This is a genomic window from Mycetohabitans endofungorum, assembly GCF_002927045.1.
Lineage (GTDB): Bacteria > Pseudomonadota > Gammaproteobacteria > Burkholderiales > Burkholderiaceae > Mycetohabitans > Mycetohabitans endofungorum.
Genome location: NZ_PRDW01000002.1, coordinates 23,360 through 46,054, shown reverse-complemented (window position 1 = coordinate 46,054; position 22,695 = coordinate 23,360). Strand labels below are relative to the sequence as shown.

Genomic DNA, 22,695 nt, shown 5'->3' with positions numbered 1-22,695 from the left:
AAATGATGGACGAGCCCTCCTCCCAAGCAACTTCGATCACTCAGTTCACTGTCGAAGCGGAGGACATCAAGCCGAGAATCATCCCCTTTCGCTATGACACACTGCCGGGGAACCAGCCGAAGACTAACAAGAATACCGTCTATCTCTGGCAAACAAAGGGAGAGGACGTTCTCGTCAAAATCACGCCTTTCAGATCGCAGTCCATCAGTCGCAACGAACCTAACGCCTCCACCAATTTCACGGGGCTTTCGTTAAGTAAAGAGCCGTACTTAATGGCCTACGCGGTAAATGACAACGTTAGGGCTATTGTCGCCACGCTGCTCATCGAAGGTGTAGGCGACGGTCGATTCACGGTATCCTCCCCCACGGATAGCCTATCGTTTTCGGTAACCCAGATCGGCCCTGCATCGTTGTCGTACCGGCTCTGCGTGCCGAGGGGGATGAATCCGAAGGACGACAACGATTGGGTCGGACTGTGGGAAGGTTCTACGGTGTCTGAACTGTACTATAAAAGACCTCGATGCTTCTCGCCGGTGCCAATCCACACCAACAAGGGGAACGGTGTGTTCACCCTCCCTGAAGATCAAAACATCGAGAATGGCATCGAATATACGCTCGGCTACTTCAAAAGCGGGTATGACGAGCAAAATCCCTTGCAAACCACGCTCGCCGCCAGTACCACCTTTAAGTGGGAAGGGGGCAAGTAGTCCGTAGGGCCTACCACACTCACCTTCAGCAAGACGAGTGCGGTAGACACTTACTCTTTATCTGCTCCACTCCACGCATAACAAATCGTTACACCATGGCAACCACACCTGCTCAAGTGGCCACGGAATTGCGTGTAACAGCACGTCAGCCGCGTGCGGTTCAACCTGCAGCGTCCAGCGCTTATTGGGCTGATGCGTCAGCATGCCGGGACGTTGTAGAAACAATTGTCGCACGTCAGTCACACCACAGCGATGCAACCCCGGCAGGCGAGATGGCAACGCCGCGAGCCAACCGCTCAATTGCACCCTCACCGTTGGGTCAGGCTGCCAATCGGGTAACATAGCGTCCAGTGCCACACCGCATAGTAGTTTATTAACCGGTGTGCGCCACTCGGCGACCGTGTCATCACCCCAAGCCAGCTCATCAAGCCAACCCGCAGCAATCGACGGTGCGCTGACATCGATAAAGTGATTGGCATCATCGAGTAGCGCAAGCGTGCGAAACAAGCCTGGCAACATCGGCCACAGCAGCACGAGACCCGCGTTTAAGACGGCAAACTCGGCCGGTACGAACGCGGCGTTCCGGTCACGGCTTCTGTTCATGCGATCGGGAGTATCTGGTAACACGGGTGCATCTGGCCGAACGGTACTTGCGGGCACCGCCTCTAGAACCGGCCGATTGGATCCTGCGATAGCATCCGGTAGACGTGTGGCGGATGGAATGTCTTGCGCCGCACGGGCTAAGTTATCCGCTTTAGCCGGTTCGGGGTGATGAGCCTCATAGGCAGCCCAGATATCCTGTAGCATCGGTATCGCACACAGCTGCGCCAACCGGTGACGCACTGCTGGGCGCAATACCAGGTTCGCCTGCAGCCATTGTTGCAGGCGGGTTCGCGCGGTATGTATGGCTTTCTCGGTGATCTGCATTGCGGAGGATGTCGCCCTCGCCGGATGTGGCTGAAAAGACTCCAACGCAGCCCACAGCAATGCATCATCAGTATCCGCCGCCGGTTTATTGCTTTCAAGCGCACGAAACACACCCGGAAACAGCGGCCAGAGCAGCCCAAAACCAGCGCTCAAGCCAGCTGGTTCGTTCGACACAATCGCGGGGTTCATCCGATAGAGCATATCCGGTGCGCGCACGGATGCGTCTGGCCAGATGGCACCTTGCTGCGCGGGCACGGCTTCCGAAGCCGGCCGATCGGGCCCTGCGATAGCATCCGGTAGACGTGTAGCGGATGGAATGTCTTGCGCCGCATGGGTTAGGCTATCCGCTTTAGCCGGTTCCGGGTGCTGAGCCTCATAGGCAGCCCAGATATCTTGTAGCGCCGGTATCGCACACAGCTGCGCCAACCGGTGACGCACTGCTGAGCGCAATACCGGGTTCGCTTGCAGCCATTGTTGCAGACGGGTTCGTGCGATATGTATGGCTTTCTCGGTGATCTGCATTGCGGAAGATGTCGGCATTGCCGGATGTGACTGAAAAGACTCCAACGCAGCCCACAGCAATGCATCACCCGTATCCGTCGCCGGTTTATTGCTTTCAAACGCACGAAACACGCCCGGCAACAGCGGCCAGAGCAACCCAAAACCAGCGCTAAAGCCAGCTGGTTCGTTCGGCACGATCGCGGGGTTCATCCGATAAGACATATCCGGTGCGCGCACGGATGCGTCTGGCCAGATGGTACCTTGCTGCGCGGGCACGGCCTCCGGAGTCGGCCGATTGGAGTCTGCAATAGCGTCCGAGGAGTATGTGGTGAGTGGAATGCCTTGTGCCGCATGGGTTAGGCTATCTAGCTTAGCCGGTTCGGGGTGCTGAGCCTCGTAGGCAGCCCAGATACCTTGTAGCGCCGGTATCGCACACAGCTGCGCCAACCGGTGACGCACTGCTGGGCGCAATACCGGGTTCGCTTGCAACCATTGTTGCAGACGGGTTCGCACAGTGCGCATAGCGCTCTCGGTGAGCTGTGTCACAGGCGCTGCCGGCATCGCTGGATGTGCCTGCACACTCATCGCGGAAAGAGACGGTGCAGCTGACGCTGTCTCAACGCCCATCTGCAGCCAGTGAACCCACGCCTCGGATTCATCATGCGGTGTCATCGAATCGTCATTGGCCCTGTCTTGCTCAGCACGTGCCAATTCCTCGATAAGCGCCTGCTCCACTCGCTGCAGCAAACGCGTTCGCCATTGCTCTTTCCAGACGGACGCGTCCAACACACCCAGATCAACCACCAGCCGTTTGATGAGTCTGGGACGGGAGGTTCGCTTCGCTAAACGATGGATGAGCTGATCGAGATCAGCAAGCACACGCTGGTGAAACAACTGACTACATTCACGCAGCAACGCGTGACCATCGAACTGCTCAGCCTTGAACGATAAGCGCAGTCGGTCAATTTTGGACACGGCTGCTCTCCAGTCAATTTTCTGGCGGACTGAACGAGACAATCGCTTCATTAATCGATTGCCCGGCTGTACTTGACACCTTTCCTGATAAGGTCATCGCTTGCACCTGGTCGTGCTCGGCATCCTGCCGGTTACCGCCTGGTTCGTCCTTTGCCTGTGCGACCAGCAATGCCGCTCGCGCATAATGCCGCAAACGTGCGATGAGTAGCTCACGCAGCGACACATCGCCGTGCTCAGCAAACTTGAGCAGCTCTTCTGTCACTGCACCCGACAGTGCTGTGAGTAGCGCAGCGATCGACATGTCCCCCGTCAAGCGAGGTAACAAAAGGATATCAATGGCTGTAAGCTGCACAGGCCGGTGAAGCAGGTTCGCCGTGGCCCGTGCGCCGGCGGCGGCATCGCTGCGCGCCAGCGCACTGGCACAGCAAAATGTCGCGTCCAGTTTATCCTCCAGTACCGCGCATTCCAGCGTGCTCGCAGGTTGTGCGCACACCGGTTCCGTGCGCGCGATCGCAAGCCCGCCCACCACGAGGTAAAACAGCGCGTCACGTATTGCCGCTCGAACGGGCTCTGAAATGCCAGATTCCACCGCAGCCGCGCTCAGTTCATCCAACGTACTCGAAGCCGGGTACCGTGAGATAAGCATATTTAAAGCCGCCTGCACAATGGGGTCCGACGTCCGATATTGACCTTGAGGAGCATGCAACACCCAAGCATTATTCTCCAGCTCGAACCGATAAGACTCACACAAAACGACGTGCATCTTATCCATATGCATAGCCCGCAATGTGCGATCAATCGCCCAATGATCATGTACAAGCAAGCTTTCGCGAAACGGGCGACCCGAGACGAGATCATTCACCTGCTCGTTCGCCAGTAAGCGGTCGCCCGTCCACGCGCGGATTGCGGCTGCCCGCTCGGGGGCGCTCAACTCCGGCAGCATGGTGGTTAAGCGCGCTTCGCACAGAAACGCCAGCCCTTTGGCCGCCTGCACGAATTCGCTGAATAGGCACGGTGCGTTGGTTGCAGCCAGATATTCATGCATCAAATACGGATCTGAGCGCTGCGTCAAATCGTCGATGATGGCACATACTGCCGAGCCATACTTCGAATCGGACGACGCATGCGTTCGTAAAAAGCTCAGCATTGCACGCAACTGCTCGAGCTGCTGAGCTGGTTCCGCATCCGCTGAAACGTGCCACAACAACGCATCCCGAATCGCCTGCCGCTGCCGCCAACCCGGCAGCACGTTATAACTAACGTGCGCGATTCCGTCGGGGGCCAGATGCTGTTGACAGATTTGCATAATCGCCGCGCGTACCGCGGGCGGCACCCAGCTGTAGACACCGTGACAAATAATGTAATCGAATAGGCCCAATGTGCCAGGAAGCTCGAGCAAGTCGCGACACTCGAGGCGCACATTGCGCAGACCCGAGTAGGCAATGCGTTGTTGCCCATCCTCAATTTGGACTGGCGACAGATCGATACCCACGCACACCGACTCAGGAAATTCAGCGGCGAGCGGAATCAAATTTCCGCCAGCCGCGCAACCCAGCTCCAGAATCCGCGCGGTACGCACTGGCGGCGCGGTAAGTCCGAACAGTCCTGCCAGCGCAGCCAGTGCTCCTGGGTGTGTCTGCTCGAATGGATACGAAGTGTACGGCAAGCGGTCATACGTGGAGACAAAAGGCGCAAGCGCTGTTGCCGCGGTGTCTTGAACAGCTTCATCAACTTGTAGTTGAGTTTCTAACATAAGCTCTCCGAGAAGTGGAACAGCCTGCCATTCAGCCAGCTCATACAGGCCCCCTTTCAGGCGCGTGACACAATCATCAAACTGTGATGTCACACGATGACTGAGCCCTTGAAGACCATCCCCAAAGGTGAGGCCTCGTCATTGGCTGCTTTGATTGCAACAAGATACTGTTCTTTTTCTTCTTTCGATTTTTCTATTATCTTCATCGAGATGGACCGCGCGGAATAATCAAGCGTTTGCACTTTATCAATAGACAGAGCAGTAGGGCTTTCCCGTTTAATTCTATAAACCCCAATGACATCTTCCTCTATCGCGGCGAAATAATCTCCATTCTCACCGATGGCCAGCGCAGAATGGGGCAACTCACATTCGTACTCTTTAGTCCATTTTTTTCCATCCCCTTCTTTGAAAAAATATATTTTTTCTTCGTCCCCCACCGCTGCAAATTTTCCGTTTCCACTCAACGCTACACAGGTTGGAACAACATGGAAAGGAAGACCATCATTAAAGATAAAATCGTCACTTTTTTCGTATTTTTTCTTTACGTCACCATCACCGCCCTCATCACCGCCGCCTTCGTCACCACCGCCTTCGTCACCACCGCCTTCGTCACCACCGCCTTCGTCACCACCGCCTTCGTCACCACCGCCTTCGTCACTAAAATAATATACATTGACATTTTTCTTTTCGCTATCCAACAAAATTATCCGCCCCCCATCTGAACTAAAGCACAACGGCCCACAAAAACAAGTTTTCGGTTCAAGTTGAAATTTTTCATCCCTATAGCGTGTAGTACTTAAATCTATACAGTGAAGTTCAGATTCTTCTTCGCATACGCCGATGCCAATCAATTTATTATCAATAATGACAATTGAATCCCCGACCCCCTCCCCAATATCCTTTCTTTCCCCCTGATCCAAAAACATTAATGAATTTTTTTTGCCACTTTCATCACGAGTCAAGACAGAAAACCACCCACCATTCGAGCGATAATTATCGTAATGATTGCAAGCGGCATCCGCCCATAAAAAATCCTTAGCTTCAGGTCCAAACGGCACACCATCCTCATCAAAAACAGAACGAAGTATATTGTATATTTTCTTCAATGATTCTTTTCCAAGGCCCTCAAAAACCTCCTTCGAAAATATATCGCCCTGCTTCAAACAAAGCCCTTCTGAAAGGCCTTCAAAATGACTCTCAGCATCGAGTTTCAGACTTAACCCGCCATTAAATTCCACGCCCCTTATCTTATCAAGCTGAACACTCAATTTATTTTGATTACTTCCCTCATCCGGGATGACCAGCCCCTTTTCCTTAAGTATATCGATCTGCAAGGTAGAATCGAGCTTGAATCCACTGTTCTCCTTGCATTTCAACCCCAGTCCCTCTTGTTTATCCAAGACTAATGCGTCGTTTTTCTTGATTTTCAGTTTGACTTTTTTACCCTTACCACCTTCACCACCCTTTGTTACCTCAATCCCGTAGCCCGCCTGCAGGGCAAGCATCGTTACACCGCTTTTGTTATTTTCGCCCTTCAACTCGTCGCTAAAAATGCATTTCAAACCTTTATCATCCGAACCGATTCTGCGATCCTTGTCCACCTTGACAGCCACACTACCTGTCTTGCTGGTCATGGACCGTTTTTCATCCAAGTACACAGATAATTGATAGTTATCGTTGGGCAATTTTTTCGAATTTTGCAAATATAGCCCATTTGCAGGCAATTCTGGCTTTCCCTCTGAATCGATACCAATGGCCTTAAAACATTTCGACAGTCCATCCAAAATGGCCTCGAAGTGCTCCTGCCGTGGAACATGTTTGGCTTCAAAGCACGATTTCAGCTTTGATAGCGACCAGGGGCCCTCTGTAGAGAAGCCCTCCTCATCGACATTTTTTTTCGTACCGGGATCTTTATCTGGTTCCATTACTCACTATTCGATCGAGTCCCGCTGATTCCACGTTGATACGAAGAATGTACTCCGTTATCTAAACTTAACGCTTTCATCAACTTTCGTCGAATCGCCCTATTTTTCAGTCAAGCATTAAAAGTAATACTTTACCGCTTTTTCCACTACGTGCAGCATTCTCGTTTGTCCGGCTTTATCCTGGATCATCCTGCGCAGCTTCCTGCAGAAGCCGATAAATTTCATTCAGGAGCGTGCGGCCTCCTTTATCTGAATCTTCATCAAGTTTTCTAAATGTAGCAACATCACAAAGCAACGCATCTTTCTTTACGCGCAGAGCGTTTTGGCCACTCTCTTCGACCTTCTCTATCACGTTATCTTCTTGTGGATTAAGCAGCAAATCGACAGCATTTTCACCATTAAAAACCAAACCACTATCTTTTGCCAGATCAATTTCAAGATTTTTATCTTGATTATTCCACTTCAACCCTTCGCCTAATACAATCTCAAGTGGCCCTTTATCGACCTTAATAGCAGGCCCGCAATGGATCTGCACGCTGCCTCCGTTTGTGCTGTCAAACTTTAAACCTTTATCCTCTTGCAACTTTATCGCAAGGGTTTCTTTCCCCGCGCTCCTCATAATCTCCAGTCCTGGCCCCGTTTGGATTTGAAGCAAACCTTCCCCCTCCAATTCCGAACTGAAAACAAGTTGAAGCTTTCCATCATCAGAAACCTGCAACGCGCCGTCCGGGTTCGTTTTCAGTTTCAGTGCCTTTGATCCTTCTTGCTCCGCGCCTAACTCAGTTGTCCGGCCGTCACACTTAACGCTCAGCTTCAATGGGCCGTCCAATTTTGTCGGCGGCGGGGACAGCTGCAAACCAGCTCCCGGATTACGATCCACTGCCCCCACTGCTTGACAGGCTTCTTGCAACAGGTCCAATAGTTCGGAAAAATCAGCTTCAGTCGGGACCTGGCCCGCTTGAAAATATGCTTTCAGCTCTGCAATCCGGTCTCTCAGCGGGCTATTTCGAACGAGCGTATTCTGCGGCCTGCCGTTTTCATCGTCTGGATTCATGTCAACTCATCCTCCTCTTTTTCTTCACCTGCTTTCACTAAAATCCGCCATATCTCTTGACGCTGGGCGAGCGGCATCTTTTCAAACGTTTCGACCGAGACCAAAGCGCTCGGATCAAGTGCCAATTGACCACTGTCGTTCAGTCGCAGCGCGTTGCCTTCGACGGTATGCACACGGAGTCCGTTTGCATCGAGCGCCAACGCTGTGTCTTGAGCCAGCGCGACGTGTAACCCGTCCTGGACACTCACACCGCCACCGCAGACCACTGCCAGCCCCTCGCGGGTCGTAAGCCCGCTGCTGGCCACCGCCACCTTTAAACCCTGCACCGTGGCCTGAAGACCGCCCACGGGTTGATTATTGCTTTGCCAATTGCTTGGCACCACTTTTTTGACACCGTCCACCTTTTCAACCATCACGCCGCCCCCCGTTTGCACAGCCAGGCAGCCTTGGCCATCATGGAGCACGGGGTGGCACTTCACATCAATCCCTTTGTCATCGGCCACTAAACATGTGCTGTCGTCAAGATAGACCGTGAGGCATGATTGTTGATCGACACTCAATCCGCTTTTCTTATCCAGATTCAGCGCAAGACGGTCGTGTTCCAATCGCAGGCCATCACCCGGTACGACTTTCGTTAGATCCTGCGTCATGCCCAGCGCGTCAAACAACGCTTCGAGCACATTGAACCATGACACGTAATGCTCGGGACACGGTAACTTTCCTGTCCGAAATGCCTCCTTGAGTTGAACAATGACCGATGCCAAATCACCCGTGACTGCCTGAGCCGGTTGCTCTGAAGCAGCTGGCACAAAATAAACTCTGGCCAGCCCAATTTTTTCGTGATCGTTGAGGATGCCACTCAAGTGTTCATCTTCGGACTGACTCACAATACGCAGTTTACCGATCGCAGGGGATTGAGCGGTCGCTTCTAAAATCTTCCATATCTCTTGACGCTCGGTGAATGACATCTTTTCAAACGTGCTCACCGAGACTTTTGGATTAAGCGCCAATTGACCGTTCTCGTCAATCTGCAGCGCATTGCCTTTGCCTGTACACACACGAAGACCATCGGCATCGAGCGCTAACGCTGTCTCCTTAGCCAGCACGATCTGCAACCCCTGCTCGGCGCTCATGCCTTTGCCGCACTTCAACGCCAACCCCTCTTGAGTAGCAAGCCCAGTATTGGTGGCTACCTCTAACCTTAAACCATCCTCTGTGGCCTGAATACCGCCCACGGGTTGTTTCACGCCTTGCGGCACCACTTTTTTGACACTATTGACCGCTTCGACCCTTACGCCGAACCCCGCTTGCACAGACAGAGGGCCTTCGCCATCATGAAGCACGGGGCGGCATTTAACATAAATACCTTTGTCATCGGCCGCTAAACATGTGTCGCCGTCGAAATCGGCAAACAGATACGGCGCCAATGCGTTGATTTTCAAACCACCCTTTGCCTCCAAATTCAGCACGAGACGGTCTTGTTCCAAACGCAGTCCATCACCCGGCACAACTTTTGTTAGATCCTGCGCCATGTCCAGCGCATCACATAATGCCTCGAGCACGTTGAACAAGTTAACATAATCGCACTCGCTCGGTTTTCTGCCGGTCCCGAAGCGCTTTTTCAAATCGGCAATTTTAACTTCCAAACGGGCGTCCAATATCCGGCACATGGCTTTTTGCAGCGTCATAATCTCCTCGCCGGTAATATCAGCAGCGTCGCGCTCAAATATCGCATGGTGGCTAGTACTGTTTATCTGTTAAGATATACATCACTTCATTTTTCTTGACGGCCTCTTCGTCTTGATAAGTCCCATCAGGATTAAGCTTTACATTTCCATCTGTTTTATAGAGAGAGACCGTGCCAATGCCAGCCGGTTGATCCGGCAAGCGGCTCAGTGACAGGAGCTCGAGCAGCTGATACGCCTCATTGCCGAACGGACAACCGCTATTTTGCCAACCATCGTATGCATGCCCAAAGGAACGGAATGCGCTACGGTTCAACCAGTGGACAGTCGCTTGGATATGGCATGGAATTTCATCTCGTACAATCTGCTCGACCCACTCGATAACATCGCTGGGTTTAGAAGACGAAGAGAACCAATCGTTCTCGCGATTCAACACAACGCCGATGCTAAACGAAAACGGGTCTGCCAGAGGTAACGAACGCTCAACGTAACAGCGCCGAAGTGTTTTGCCGTCTCCGTTGGTTCCTGGCCACTGGGCGCCATTGCCGCATTTCGCCACAAAGGTGCCCTGCGATATATTCACCTGCTCAACAACCACTTTGATCAGATCACCGGGGATGTTTGGATTAGATGGAATAGCGATCGTGTCTCCAATCTGGATCGCTGTCGCGCTGGGGGCAATTTGGCAACGCTTTCGCTGACTATCGATTAAGCCAGATTGATCAGCGGCATATATGAGTGGATAATCGACGCCCCACATCCATTCGCTCAAGGTCTCACAAGACAGTTGCCGCGCTTTGTTGGATACACCATCCGCAATGTATTCGGCATCGACATACAGCTGGTTATTGTGTTGCAGATCGAACGATAGCTTAATAAGCTTTCCTTCATCCTTTACATCCAAAACTCCTTCCTTTACATCCGAAACAACCGCCCAAGGATAAACACTAACGTCAGGCGGTGGAGAGCCGTCTGTTACAGTTATTCTGAAAAGTTGTCCGACTTCGGGAACATCTTCTCCCTCTCTAAATATCAGAGCTAGTGCTTTTTTCTCCGTTTTTTGTTCGTCTGAAAATTCAATAAATGCCCTAGACGCAGGTCCCAACTCAATGGGTTTTCTGGGTTGCGGCGGTAACAACAGCCGATATTCGATCAGGTAAAACGGAAGATTATTCAGCTTGCCGCCGCGAGGCAGGGCAAAGAGTTCCGCGCCAATGCCCAGTCGAGCGGCAATTCGCTTCTGAAGATCAGAGATTTGGCCGATCTGGACATTGGCACGGTTGTAGGTCAGCGTACAAAAATGTTCGAGGTAGCCTTGCTGAACCTGGATAAATTCACGAAGCCGCGCCTTATTACGCAACACGCCTAGGCCTTGCTGAACCCCAAAGTACCCCAGCAGATAGTCGATAATCGCCAGTTCTTTGACCCAATCCTCCGAATGCTCGACCATACAACCGGTTAGGTACTTTTTCCGGTTATCAAACAATTCATTCAAGCGAGAATCTGGCAAATAGGGCCACTGAAATCCCCATACGTTCCCTGGCGAAGCTTGCTTCAAGGTATACCGGTCGAATGCCAATAATTTAGCAACATTGGCCGCTTGCGCTATGCCGTTCGCAATCCACTGCTCGAACGGCAAAAAGAATTGGTATTGGCGTTGCAGACGTTTTTTTTCCTCATTCTCTTGATGCTTAAGATCATCCTGCAAGCCGTAGCACGGCGGGATGCGGTTGCTCGCCGGTGCGTAGGTATCGCCACGCCAACGGCCAATCGGCACACCTGTAGGTGTGTCCGTGACAATGGGGGATTGCGCATCTCGGATCGCTTGTTTGAGAGCGCCTGGGTCAATAATTTGTAGTTTGCCTCGCTTAAATAAGCGGACTTTAGGTGACTCACCGGTTAACGAAGCAATCGGATCGTCCCCCCAGGCGACCGGATAGCATGCCGGGTCGATCGCCATTGTCCAGGACGGGATATCGCCGATTTGCAGCTTCATCATCCTCTCGACCCCGGCAAGCGCTAGTAATGACTGAGCAAGTCCACTAATATCGACGGCACGGGACTGCGTGTAGTCAACGGGGTCGGGTATTGAGGTAATCCAGCCGTTTTGTAATCGCGGACCATCGTAGACGGCCTCCGCCGGGATGCCTTGCTCGATGAGCTGCCGCGCCCCCGCGCGCCTCGTTGGTGAACGGATGCAAGCATCCACCTGCTGATAAAGGGCGGCCATTGTCTTGACCGGATCCTGCCACTCATCGTCGAGTTCGATATCGATTTGCACGTCCACGTTTTGGGGCGTGAGCCAGATGACCCTGCGCACGTGCTCACACAGATTACGATTGTTTTGCAAACACGTTTGCAAGGCCTCCTTGGCTTTCTCTTCATCGATGCCGCGCTGCTTCGCCACATACAAGTGGTATCCGCCTAACAAACAGAACTGATTGGTCTCAAGGTGCGGGTGATCAAAAAGCAAATTGAAATCGAACCAGAAACGGCGATTGTCTTTATTGTACCGATAGCTATATATATGTTTAAGATTGAAGGGCTCCCGTACCAGCTGCGCATCCATAAAATAAAAGCCCTGCGATAGTGCTGCAGCCTGCGTTGACTCATCCGAGCGCAGATCCAGAACCACGCGCCGATAGTCGTTTTCCGTGACCGGTGAGCAGGTTAGCGCCCAATCTGGACCAAACGTCAATGGAAAAATTCGCTTCCGATTATTTTCTTCACGACGTTGCACATCCTCTGGACTGAGCGTCAGCAAATCTTTTAGCGGATGCGTGTGCCGATAAGCTAGATCGGCCACGTTATAGGTGAGCGCCTGCAAGAACGTTACACCTGGATCGTGCTCACCAAACTCGGTCCATTGTTGGCCGGCGAGCGTACGCAACGTATCCAGCGCCGTGGCCCACAGGCTATCAAAGTGAATCGCGTCGTACTCCTGTTCAGTCTCATCCATGCGATAAGCCCCAGCCGATAAAAGTGTTTGTTCCCTGGCGCGTAGACGGTGTATGCCGTCGAATCAACAGCGGACTCATATTGACTCTGCTGCCCGATGAAACAATAGGATTGAGTTTTGTTCGCCGCCCATCGCAAGTATTAAGCCATTGCCACTTAAGCTCACACTTGTGCCGAACCCTGTTTCCGCCTCAAGCGTTTGCAACAAGGTGGGATCGGGACCATTCACACCGATCCAAATTTCAACCTGCTTGCCATCAGCAACGCCGGCGGCCAGAACATAGCCGGTATCGCTCAGACTCACGCTGGTCACCGGCTGGGCCAATGAGATGCCCTTACCGGCACGTTGCCAGATGCCGTTTTGTATCTGGTCAATAGTAATATCCGCTTGATATGCGCACGTGATCACCTGCGCGTTCCGGCTGAGAGTGGACACGGTACTTAAAGCACTTTCCAGTTGGACAGACTTATCAGGATGATGGACCACGTCCGGGTACACATAAACACCCGTATCGTCCTTGCAGCTTGCGACTAAGGGAAGCGTTCCGCCGCCATTGAGGTCAATCTGGCGATCGTTCCAATCTGGCAGCGTTATCGGGTCCTCCCGTCCTTTCTGATACGTACTGTTATTGAGTGTCCAGAAACGAAGATACCCTCCTTTTTGAGCCACAGCGATAAACTGCCCGTTGTCCTCAACGCTGAGATCCGTCACAGCGCCTTCGTTTGTGTCCACCTCGAAGCTTGGGCCGATGCCAAACGGCTGGTTATTGAGCAAATCAAACTGCACGGCGGTACCGCGAAGATACGCAATACCAGGACAGACATGCGGCCCAGTCAACTCAAATATGGTCGCTTGTCCGGCTTCTAGTTCAATATGGCGCCATTGGCTGTCTGGTCCATAAATGGCAATGGCCGGCGTATTAGGATCCTTAGTCGCATCGATCGCCAGATACTGGCCGTCATGGCTAACGCGTACGCGATTGCCAACAAGGGTATATTCTGCATCGAGCTCCACCCGCTGCGGTTGAGCAAAAAGCGTTGAAGTGCGTTCGCCAAACGTGAGCACCAACGCCTCTAGACCGTTTGCCACAACAGTTCGCGCTTGTCCATCGAGCAATAGGCTTTTCACGCGCATCACGATCGGCAAACGTTCGATGAAAGCAAGCATCGCATAGTAGTCGAGCGTTACACCCGTACGAACTTCACCCGGGCTGGAGCCATTGGCCCACGGCATATACTGGGCGCTGAGCGCCTGGGCCACTTGCCAATAGCCCTGATCAGGATTCGTGCTCGCAGTAAAGTCGATTGTACAAGCGAGCGGGACATCACGATAAGCTGGATTGCCGATTTCAAGGTTAAGCCATAGCGTCGCTCTGTCGAGAATGAATTGTTTCATCTGCTTCAGCCGCGACGCATTAAATGCAGGACGCAACCGGTCACCGCTATCGGATTGATCAGGCTCTGGAATGACGACCAGACGCTGAATTAAAGGATGAGCGTTCGGATCATCTTTATCTTGCACACGGGGAGCGGCCTCTCGTACGTCATGAATTTCCGTATAACGCTCCGTGAGCAATTGCCGGATATCACCCCATGTCAATGCACGGCCGCGGTGATGCAGGCACTGGGCAATCCGTTGATAAAATCTCCCTGTTTCTTCCACGGGTTGGCCGCCCTCGGAAGGCCAGGGTTGTGTGATAGTTTGCAGACCCTCGATGGGCTCGACACTGCGCGTGACCGTATCAGCAGGCAGGGGCGTGGTCAGATGATCTGCGGCAATATGCTCAACATTGACAAGCGTAGCCGTCATGCAATTGACGTTCAGGCCCAACAGCCACGGAAAATCGGAAGGCCGCACCGCATCGTCACTGACTGCAAAGTCATCCTGCTCCCCATCTTGCTTCTGCTGAGCAGGCGGCTTGAACTGTGCGCGTACCCAATAGCGCCCTGCGGGCATGGCCGGGTCTTGGTGGCTCGCATCGTGCGGCAACGTTGTCCGCCATAAGCCGGACATTGACAATTTTCCTGTTTTATCATGCACCTGCATGTCCAGCGCTTGCCAGCAGCTCTTCTTATTCCTGTCCTGGGAAAGATAGTCCCAAGACAACAGCACATCAGGATTGGCCGCTCGCACTTTCCAGTACATCGCCAAATCTTGCCCCGGCTGTATCCCCGCGAAGCCCAGCATTAATTGACGCGCTGGCTGACCCAACTCGCGGGCCATTGGCGCATCGTCCGCACAGTGACCAAATGGCGTAAGCCGGTATTGGGTGTCGAGTGCAGCCGTCGATAGTTTGTACGATACGGATAACAATGACCACTGCGGCGTATACGGGGGATGAAGCCGGATAATCGTAGGCGTCTTCTTATAGAGCGGTGCATTCTTAAAACTTTGATAGACGGCATGCTCAAAGTCCTGGCCCGTCAGTTTGAAACGAAGGTACTGGTCCCAATGGCGCGGATCGGTATCCTCGATGATCTCGGCGGTCAGCGCATCAATCGCGTTAAAGGCTAACGAAGCACCGATCGGTGGCGAAGCGTTTCCCGGCGATTTGTCTTTGAATAGCGGGAGCCCCTCGTCATCTGATAGATTGCCCGCCATCGCCGGTTGGCGGCTCTCCAAGGTCATTTTTACCGTAAAAACCTGATTATTTTCAGGTACGCAACCACCATAAATGGCATAGCCAAACTTCTCATCCTGGCCATCAACGCTGTCCCATTCATACCAACTCTGGAAACTTTGCGTGGGCAATCCCATCCAACTTGGATCCAGCGTGATTGTTAGCGTACAACCCGGCTTGTTGCACCAGTCCGGCGACATCAAATAAAAGCTACTCTCCAATGCAGGCGAATCACCGAACGGCCTGTTTTCTTTACTTATTTCCGCCACACCGTCATCGGTCGCCATGATTACGTGGGGAGAACTGAGCACGGTTACGTTGATCTTCTCAACAACTGGAACCTCAGCCGATGAATGCGTCATCTTGAGCAACGGCACAGGATCATTAAAGCCATCCAACCCTGCGGGCACCACTACTGCGCCTTGACTGGCCTGTAATACAAACGAAACCTTTCTATCATCATCGATCTTCCCGGGGTTCTGCAGGGGGATCCAATTTTGGTTCTCTCCGCTCACCCAGGCACTCAAGTCCTCTCTTGCCCCGATAGAGGCATCAAATGTCACTTCGATCACACGCTGCCCGCCCGCAACGGCCAGCACTGACGAAGCAATGGCGCAACCCAACGGAAGCGAATGCCGGGTGAGCTGCTTTGTTGCCGATAACTCGTACGACACGGATAACGATGTCCACCACGGTGTATACGGAGGATGGAGTTCGATAATCGTAGGCGTCTTCTTATATTGTGGCGCGACAAGTGAATTCTGATAAGCGGCATGCCCAAAGTCCTGGCCCGTCAACTCGAAACGAAGATATTGTGTCCAGTCGTGCGGATCGGTACTTTCAATGATGGGAGCGGTGAGTGCCTTAATCTCTTTAAAGGCCAGCAAAGCGCCTATCGGCGGCGCAGCGTCTCCCGACAATTGGTTTTCGTATAAAGGAACCGTTCCACCGTCTGATTGACCATTCGCCACCGTCATTTTGACCGTGAACGCCTGATTATTCGCAGGTACGCCACCGCCATAAATGGCGTAGCCAGACTCTCCATCCTGACCGCCCACGCTATCCCATTGATACCAATCGCGGAAATTCTGCGTGGGCAATCCCGTCCACGTCGGATTCAAAGTGATGGTCAGCGTACAATCCGGCTTGTTGCTCCAGTCCGGCGACATCAAATACAAGCTACTGCCCAATGCGGGAAGTTCACCGAATGGCGTGCTCTTTTTACCCGTTTCTGCCACACTGTCATCGGTCGCCATAATCACCTGGGCGGGATTGCGCACCGTGACGTTAATCTGCTTAACACGTGGAATATCAGCCAATGGACACGTTATCTTGAGCAAAGGCACGGGATCGTTAAAGCCATCCAACCCCGCGGGCACCGCTATGGCGCCTTGATCGGCCTGTAATACAAACGCGGCCTTCCAACCCTCAGGCGGCATATGGATGATGGGAAGCCTCTTTAGGGGAACCCAACCTTTCTCCCCGCTCATCCATGCACTGAGTTCCTGGTCTTTTCCCATCAGGCCGCCGACACCATCAAACGTCACCTCGATCTCGCGCTCCCCTTGCGCGACAGCCAGCACCGGCGAAGCCACCACGCGCCCGGGCACCACGGTCTGGTCCCTTTGAGGATCGTAACTAAATAGCCGCACCCCTTCGTTTGGCCACACCGTGGCAGACTGACCAAGCGTATCAAGCACCACCCGCTTCGTGGCAGGATGCTGGATTTGAGGGTTATCGTAATGGTTTTCCGACTGATACCAGCACACATCCGTGAGCATCGCCTGATTCACCCACACATCTTCATCGAGCCGATACTCCAATGGTGTCCCTGCACTATCCTGGCCCGCACTGAACCGTTCACCGGCCGGCAACATCAAGGTTGGCTGGCTTGGCGTGAATGACAGCATCACCTGATCCGGCACGGCAGGGCTTTCCCGCACACCAAGCTCGTCCCGATAATAAAGCGCGCGATGCCGATCCGGTAGCGTGTTAAGCAGGTCTCGCGGCACGTTGAGCGAGGCTAAAAATGCGATCAGAAAGGCTTGCTGGGGAGGCAGCATGCCATTGGGCTGAGCTACCGCCTTAAGTAGGGCCGCTACGGGGTCGACTGAATCACCGGCTTCATCGGACGGGAAAAAAAACTTCTTCCACGACTCATCGTCTTTCTTAACGCTGTCCGACGTGGCAAACGGGTCATCAAATGGCAGCAAAGCTACATAGTCTCGCCAAGTCTTTAAGTGCCATGCCAAATCGCGTTGATCCAGCATGAACGACTCTTGAGGCGATAATGTCTTCTTCGCTGTCATAATAGGTTTTTTATGCTGATCGTAGAGAACGTTCTATTTACCCGGCTTGGACTTCCTTCTCTAAGCACTGCTCTCATCGGCCCGCCGCGTGGTGCGCATGCTCTGCTGCATCACACTGGCTCAAGGGCGCCTTATCCGGCTATTCATTGTGCAAGCCATCCTCCCTGCGGACTGCCGATATTCAGCTTGCCACCGACATGCTGCACCGTATTGTTCAGGGGAATCCGGTAAGCAATATCGATATTGATCGTCCACGGCGAATTGCTGTCCGGTCTGAAATCAATTGAGACCAGCGTGCCCCGGGGCTCGTAGGTTTGAACCGCGTCACTGATCATCTGGCGAATTGCGGTACGCAGCCCATCGCTGATGTTCTCAAACACAAAGGTCTGCAAATCACACCCATAGCCTGCGCGCATCACCCGTTCGTACGGCTGCGTACTAAACAGTACCTGCAGACTCTCTCTGATATTGTCCGCATCGCGTGACATCGTCACTTGCGCTGCTTTTGGCTTGCCGGAGACACATTCGAACTGCACTGGAAACTTCCAGCCGCATCCAAGCTGATCCTGAGGTCCGTTCGCCATCCTGTCCTCCATTCATACGATTAACCCAAGTTGACCTGGCCGCCTTTGAGGTCAGCCTTGGCTGAGCCCTGCAGCGAAAGCGTTTGCGATTTGGCGCTTAGGGAGGTCCCTCCCATCTTCATCTCGGATTGACCATTTTTGAGGGTGAGACCTTCTTTGGCTTCTACCGTGATTTTTTTCGCATCAAGCGCGAACGCGTCTTCGCCATGCAAGCGCAGGCTTGCCTTGGACAGTACCAATGCCGTCTTCTGCGCTTCCAATGTAAGCGTTCCACCGTCCTTGACGTCAAAAAGCCACTGGAACTGTGTTTTGCCGTCTTTCGCCAAAACCAAGCCCTTTTGCTCGTTTTTCTCGCTCGACTCGAACGGTGCCTTGTTCTTCGGGTTATGCACGGCACTGACGATCACTGGGAAGCGCGGATCGTCACTCAGAAACGCCAGCATCACCTCGTCATCGGCTTCCGGATACAAGCATAAGCCGCTGCCTTTGCTGGCATAGGCCATGCCGGGCCGCACCCAGACCGGCGGCTCCTGTCCTGGCTTGCCTCCCAGCCCCGGCACGCGCACCGCCATACACCCCCAACCAGTCGGATCCTTTTCGCGGCCAGGCTTCACAACCACACCGGGTGCCATACCTTGAACCCTTGGCATCAAGGGCGCATCAATCTCAGGTACTTGAAGACCGATCACGGCGTTAGGCCGGCCCGTCGTCAAGATCGTCTTACCTTGGCCAGCACCGAGCCATTGGTGCCGTACTTCGGCAATTAGCCCTTTGCCGTCGAAAGTGCCATAGCCTGACAACTCCAGAGTTTGTCCAGGTGCCAGTTTAGCCGTTGCTTCACTCCAATCCACCGTAAACTCCGCCTGGGTACCCGCCAGTTGACAACCTAGCAAGCGGGCATCCGCGAAAGATTGCGCTTCCGTCTCGCTAAGCGGCAAGCCTGAGTTAATTGTCCAGTGCATCGCATCGGACACAGCATAGGTGAGCGGCTTGAATACGCCCGATCCGACTGCCGGAGATTTCGCCTTCACAGACCGGCTTTTCTGCTGCGTGACATCCCAATAATTCACGCTCAATTGGCTCGGTAGTCTTCGGCTATCACGCCGGTACTTCATATCACGCAACTCTATCCCAGCATTCTGCTTTGCTGCTTTTAAGACGAGGCCTTTGGGTGCTTGCCCAATATCCGCTTTGAGAATCGACACCGATTGTTCGGGGGCACCGATCAACCAAACTGGATACGCGCTGATCCGGCTCATCAACCAGGTCCAGTCCGAGCAAGACCATTGGATCAGCTGTGCATGCGAAACCGTCATGCCATCCATTTTTTTCACCTTGATGCCGTGCTCCTTGAACAGCTTTTGCAAAGCCTGAGCATCGGTGAGTTTTTCACCTTTTTGGGTCAACACCTGACTGCGGTGGCTGTTGGCCATTTTTTGCAGCTCATGGACCACCTCGAGCTGGCACGTTAGTTGCCGTTGCACATAGCTTGGGTTCAGTGGCCTGGCGACCATCCCATCAAAAATCGGAACGCGCGTGCCCGTTTCATCCGTATAGCTGATCTTGACGGGATGAGCTGGCTGCCATGCTTTATCTATCTGGCTTAACGATGCCCAGATGTTAGCTGGATCTTCTATATCCACCTGGCACGTTAACCGGGCCATTGGAATCCGGTTGACCGCATACTGAACTTCCGCTTCAATCACCGTTAAACCGAGCTTGGACAGCGGCTGACCTTGCACCTGGATGTCAAATTTTTTACTCGCGAAGGGAAGTGCCATCACGTCTCCCTAGAGCCAGGCACACGTAAAAATTGGCCGGGTGTCAAGGCCTCCAGGCTATCCAAATCATTTTCACGGGCGTACGAGAGATAATCACTCGCCGTCGTTTGGCTCGGCACAGACCACGCTCCCTCAGCAATATGAGCCAATGTGGCACCATCTGGAACGGGCCCGCCTTCGTACAACATACTGGCTTGCCGCGTACTACCACCGCTACCGCCTTGGCCGCCTCCCTGCGACACGTTACCGCCGCTGCCACCCTTGCCTCCCATATCCAGCTCCAACTCTTCAAGGAAGTTGACCGAGAGATTGGCACGTTGAGGCGCGCCACTGCGGTCAAAGAGCGAACATGTCACCGTCATGTTCGTCATCCAGCCGGTAAACTTCATTTGCCCCGCCCAGCCAAAATGGCCCCATTCGACCTTAACAATGTTGGGCGTACGCACCGCGCCGTTGATCCTAAAAAACGTGATGTACAGACTAGTCAACTGCTCATCGACGCTTGTTTTGCTGTCTGGCAAACTGCTGTCTAGGATCAACTCCACCGCCAGCGTGCTGGGTGTCACCGCGTCAAATTTGACGCGGGTATTGGAGCTGTCGGCCTGCGACACGTCCCGAAACTTTGCACCATACCCAATCGTCAATGATTCAGGGTTGTACAAAACTTCGAAGGGCCCAGCCAAGTTTTTGAGCGCCCCCCCCTTGTCCAGCGAATAGGGCGTCATTTTCAATTTCTGCAGCGACTGCTCGCTCCCGCTCATACGCTACCTCCGTGGACATCACTGCTCCATTCATCACGCAACCGTTCAATGACCTGCCGCACAATCGCATCCACCCAACGCGCCTCACACTGCGCTGCTTCCCAAGGAGGTATGGGCGACGCAGCCGTACCCAGCGCGGACACCGGCACACTCCGTGTCCCTGGCGTACCGATGCGCGCCTCGATGATTAATTCATGAATCTCGATCATGCCACCAACCCCATCCACTGCACATCCCGGCAAGCGAGCTCCATCGTATTAAGCAAGACGGTGTTGCTATTGGCATCGAGTTCGCCCCATTGCAGCTTCACGGGTAACGCATCCATGCAAATCCAACTGCACAGCGGCAACGACGATGAATCAAGCAACAAGATGACCACCACCAGGTACCGGCTTTTGAATTGTCGCATCGTGTCGATGAACATTGTCGTCAGCGGCGATAATGTCGTGACCCCGCGCTCCAAAACAATGTTCTCCTGTGTGAGTTCCTTCGGTAAGTGAATCTGGTTAATAGGATCACCACCTTGATGAAACATCTTTGTTTGGATCGTCCGGCCCAGTCCGCTAATGCGTTGAAAACGAAAATCAACGACCGTTGGCAGTACACTGAGCGTTTGCAGATTACCCATGAATCGCCAATTCTTCTTAGCAAAGACTTGGACTAAAAAACGGTGGCTATGCGCGTAGAAATCACCGGTTATCGGCGCCGTAGCCATCGCCTCGGCGGTTGATAATATTGCACTGCTCATGATGTCGCTTTCTCCGTCGATTCTGTTAGCACAGCATCGCTGCCCGTTTGAAACAATACGCGCAGCTCGATAAATTCCGCCGGATATTGCATCGCAAGCTTCACGATCAGAATTAACCGGCCTGATCGAATATCTTCTGTCGTCATGCTCTCGCCAAGTCCTAACAAGACCTGGAACGCATCGCCTTCCTGTGCCCCAACCAGTCCTCCCGCGAGCCATAGATCGCGTAGCCAGGCACGCGCTAAGCTTTTGAGCGTCGTCCACGTAATGGCGGTATTCGGCTCGAATATCGTATAACGGCCAATGTTCGTTAAGGTGGTCTCGATATAGGTCAGCGTGCGCCGTACCTGAACGTAGCGCCACCGATCCGGCAACGGTGGGGCAACCAACGTGCGGCAGCCCCATACACGCACCCCGCGCCCGACAAAGCTTCGAATCAGATTAATGCTTATTTTATTTTCCTCGAATAACGGCGACTTAGGAAGTAATACATCGCGCCAGCTCCGATAGTTAGGCCGGATCACTTGGGTTAATTCGACATTGGCCGGGGCCTTCCAAATACCACGATCGCGGTCGGTTTTACCGATCGCTGCAACCACAGCGCCTGAGGGTGGAACGACGATTTGGCGTGGAATACGCTGACGCTCGTCATCATAATCAACGTAATAGTTCGTTTGCAGACGCGGCCAATACACTGCACCGCGCGCGCGCGATGCCTCATCCATTGACTCCAGCTCAACCAGACACTGGCGCACAAGCTGCGGATTGTCTGGTGCATCGAGCACCACAAAGACCTGCCGATGAGATTGAGTTACGCTTAATAACTTCTTCCACACCGACGTCCAAAGTACTGCATCTTCCTTCGATACCCGCTGATCGTTCAACTGACCGCTGTCGCTTGCCTGATAATACTGGGGTGCCGATAGCATTACCATATCGGGCACCGCCAACAGCGTTGCATCTAGCGCCTGTTCAAGAAAATCATTCCAGTCAGTTTTGGTAATGCAATCGGCTATGCCTTGCCGTGCGTAATAGTCGTCCCCTTCTGGCAAATTCGCATAGCTGCCCAATGAAACACCATAGCATGTACTACCACCGTTATCGAAATAATGTCTCACGGTGTAATAGAAAGCGGCTTCCTGGGCCAAAGGAACCAATGGGTTAGATGATGGAAAACCACCAAAAATCTGCGTAAAATCTTCGAACGTATTCAGCAGGACGGGGGACTTCGGACACTTTGATTCTAGATCTTGTGATTCCGGATCTTTTTCCGTATAGCCAGCAAATAACGGAACCGTCGTATCGGCCGGTGTTGTCGTACGGGCTTCCTCTTGAAAATTGAAGCTGACACCAGGTTGTTCGTGATGCACTGTTCAAACTCCAAAATTCGTCAATCTCAACGCATC

General features: G+C 53.1%; 14 protein-coding genes. 1 reads left to right on the top strand and 13 read right to left on the bottom strand.

All coding sequences use genetic code 11. The annotated features are described in order from the left end of the window. The first annotated feature begins 5 nt into the window (after positions 1-5). Positions 6-707, top strand: coding sequence for a hypothetical protein (locus B0O95_RS01905; RefSeq protein WP_104076593.1), 702 nt, complete (start codon positions 6-8; stop codon positions 705-707). A 57-nt stretch (positions 708-764) separates the two neighbouring features. Here the strand turns inward: B0O95_RS01905 and B0O95_RS01900 are convergent, their stop codons facing one another. From B0O95_RS01900 to B0O95_RS01845, 13 genes are all read right to left on the bottom strand, one after another. Further along, positions 765-3,110, bottom strand: a complete 2,346-nt coding sequence (locus B0O95_RS01900; protein ID WP_146063962.1) for a contractile injection system tape measure protein — start codon at positions 3,108-3,110, stop codon at positions 765-767. 13 nt (positions 3,111-3,123) lie between these two features. Continuing rightward, positions 3,124-4,863 (bottom strand): methyltransferase regulatory domain-containing protein, encoded by a 1,740-nt coding sequence (locus B0O95_RS01895; RefSeq protein WP_104076386.1) that lies wholly within the window; start codon positions 4,861-4,863, stop codon positions 3,124-3,126. Positions 4,864-4,952: 89 nt separating this feature from the next. After that, the gene (locus B0O95_RS16005; RefSeq protein ID WP_199180408.1) at positions 4,953-6,788 is read right to left on the bottom strand and encodes a hypothetical protein; all 1,836 of its coding nucleotides are present in this window, start codon (positions 6,786-6,788) and stop codon (positions 4,953-4,955) included. Positions 6,789-6,963: 175 nt separating this feature from the next. Then, positions 6,964-7,842 (bottom strand): hypothetical protein, encoded by an 879-nt coding sequence (locus B0O95_RS01885; RefSeq protein WP_104076385.1) that lies wholly within the window; start codon positions 7,840-7,842, stop codon positions 6,964-6,966. Next, positions 7,839-9,530 (bottom strand): hypothetical protein, encoded by a 1,692-nt coding sequence (locus B0O95_RS01880; protein ID WP_104076384.1) that lies wholly within the window; start codon positions 9,528-9,530, stop codon positions 7,839-7,841. Before B0O95_RS01880 ends, B0O95_RS01885 begins: the two co-directional genes overlap by 4 nt. A 52-nt stretch (positions 9,531-9,582) precedes the next feature. Then, positions 9,583-12,486 (bottom strand): hypothetical protein, encoded by a 2,904-nt coding sequence (locus B0O95_RS01875; RefSeq protein ID WP_104076383.1) that lies wholly within the window; start codon positions 12,484-12,486, stop codon positions 9,583-9,585. A gap of 75 nt (positions 12,487-12,561) precedes the next feature. Beyond that, positions 12,562-17,376 carry a WD40 repeat domain-containing protein gene (locus B0O95_RS01870; protein ID WP_146063961.1) on the bottom strand — a complete coding sequence of 1,605 codons (4,815 nt, stop codon included), beginning with the start codon at positions 17,374-17,376 and terminating at the stop codon, positions 12,562-12,564. Between the two features lie 182 nt (positions 17,377-17,558). Next, positions 17,559-17,999, bottom strand: a complete 441-nt coding sequence (locus B0O95_RS01865) for a GPW/gp25 family protein (protein WP_158249436.1) — start codon at positions 17,997-17,999, stop codon at positions 17,559-17,561. Between the two features lie 20 nt (positions 18,000-18,019). Further along, positions 18,020-19,780, bottom strand: coding sequence for a phage baseplate assembly protein V (locus tag B0O95_RS01860; RefSeq protein ID WP_104076380.1), 1,761 nt, complete (start codon positions 19,778-19,780; stop codon positions 18,020-18,022). After that, on the bottom strand, positions 19,780-20,541 hold the full coding sequence (locus B0O95_RS01855; RefSeq protein ID WP_104076379.1) for a CIS tube protein: 762 nt from the start codon (positions 20,539-20,541) through the stop codon (positions 19,780-19,782). Before B0O95_RS01855 ends, B0O95_RS01860 begins: the two co-directional genes overlap by 1 nt. Continuing rightward, a complete protein-coding gene (locus tag B0O95_RS15285) occupies positions 20,538-20,750 on the bottom strand; it encodes a DUF5908 family protein (protein ID WP_146063960.1) in 213 nt (70 codons plus the stop codon). Before B0O95_RS15285 ends, B0O95_RS01855 begins: the two co-directional genes overlap by 4 nt. Continuing rightward, complete coding sequence (locus B0O95_RS01850) at positions 20,747-21,289, bottom strand: phage tail protein (RefSeq protein WP_104076378.1); 543 nt, start codon at positions 21,287-21,289, stop codon at positions 20,747-20,749. Before B0O95_RS01850 ends, B0O95_RS15285 begins: the two co-directional genes overlap by 4 nt. Further along, the gene (locus tag B0O95_RS01845; RefSeq protein WP_146063959.1) at positions 21,286-22,659 is read right to left on the bottom strand and encodes a phage tail sheath family protein; all 1,374 of its coding nucleotides are present in this window, start codon (positions 22,657-22,659) and stop codon (positions 21,286-21,288) included. Before B0O95_RS01845 ends, B0O95_RS01850 begins: the two co-directional genes overlap by 4 nt. Positions 22,660-22,695 lie beyond the last annotated feature (36 nt).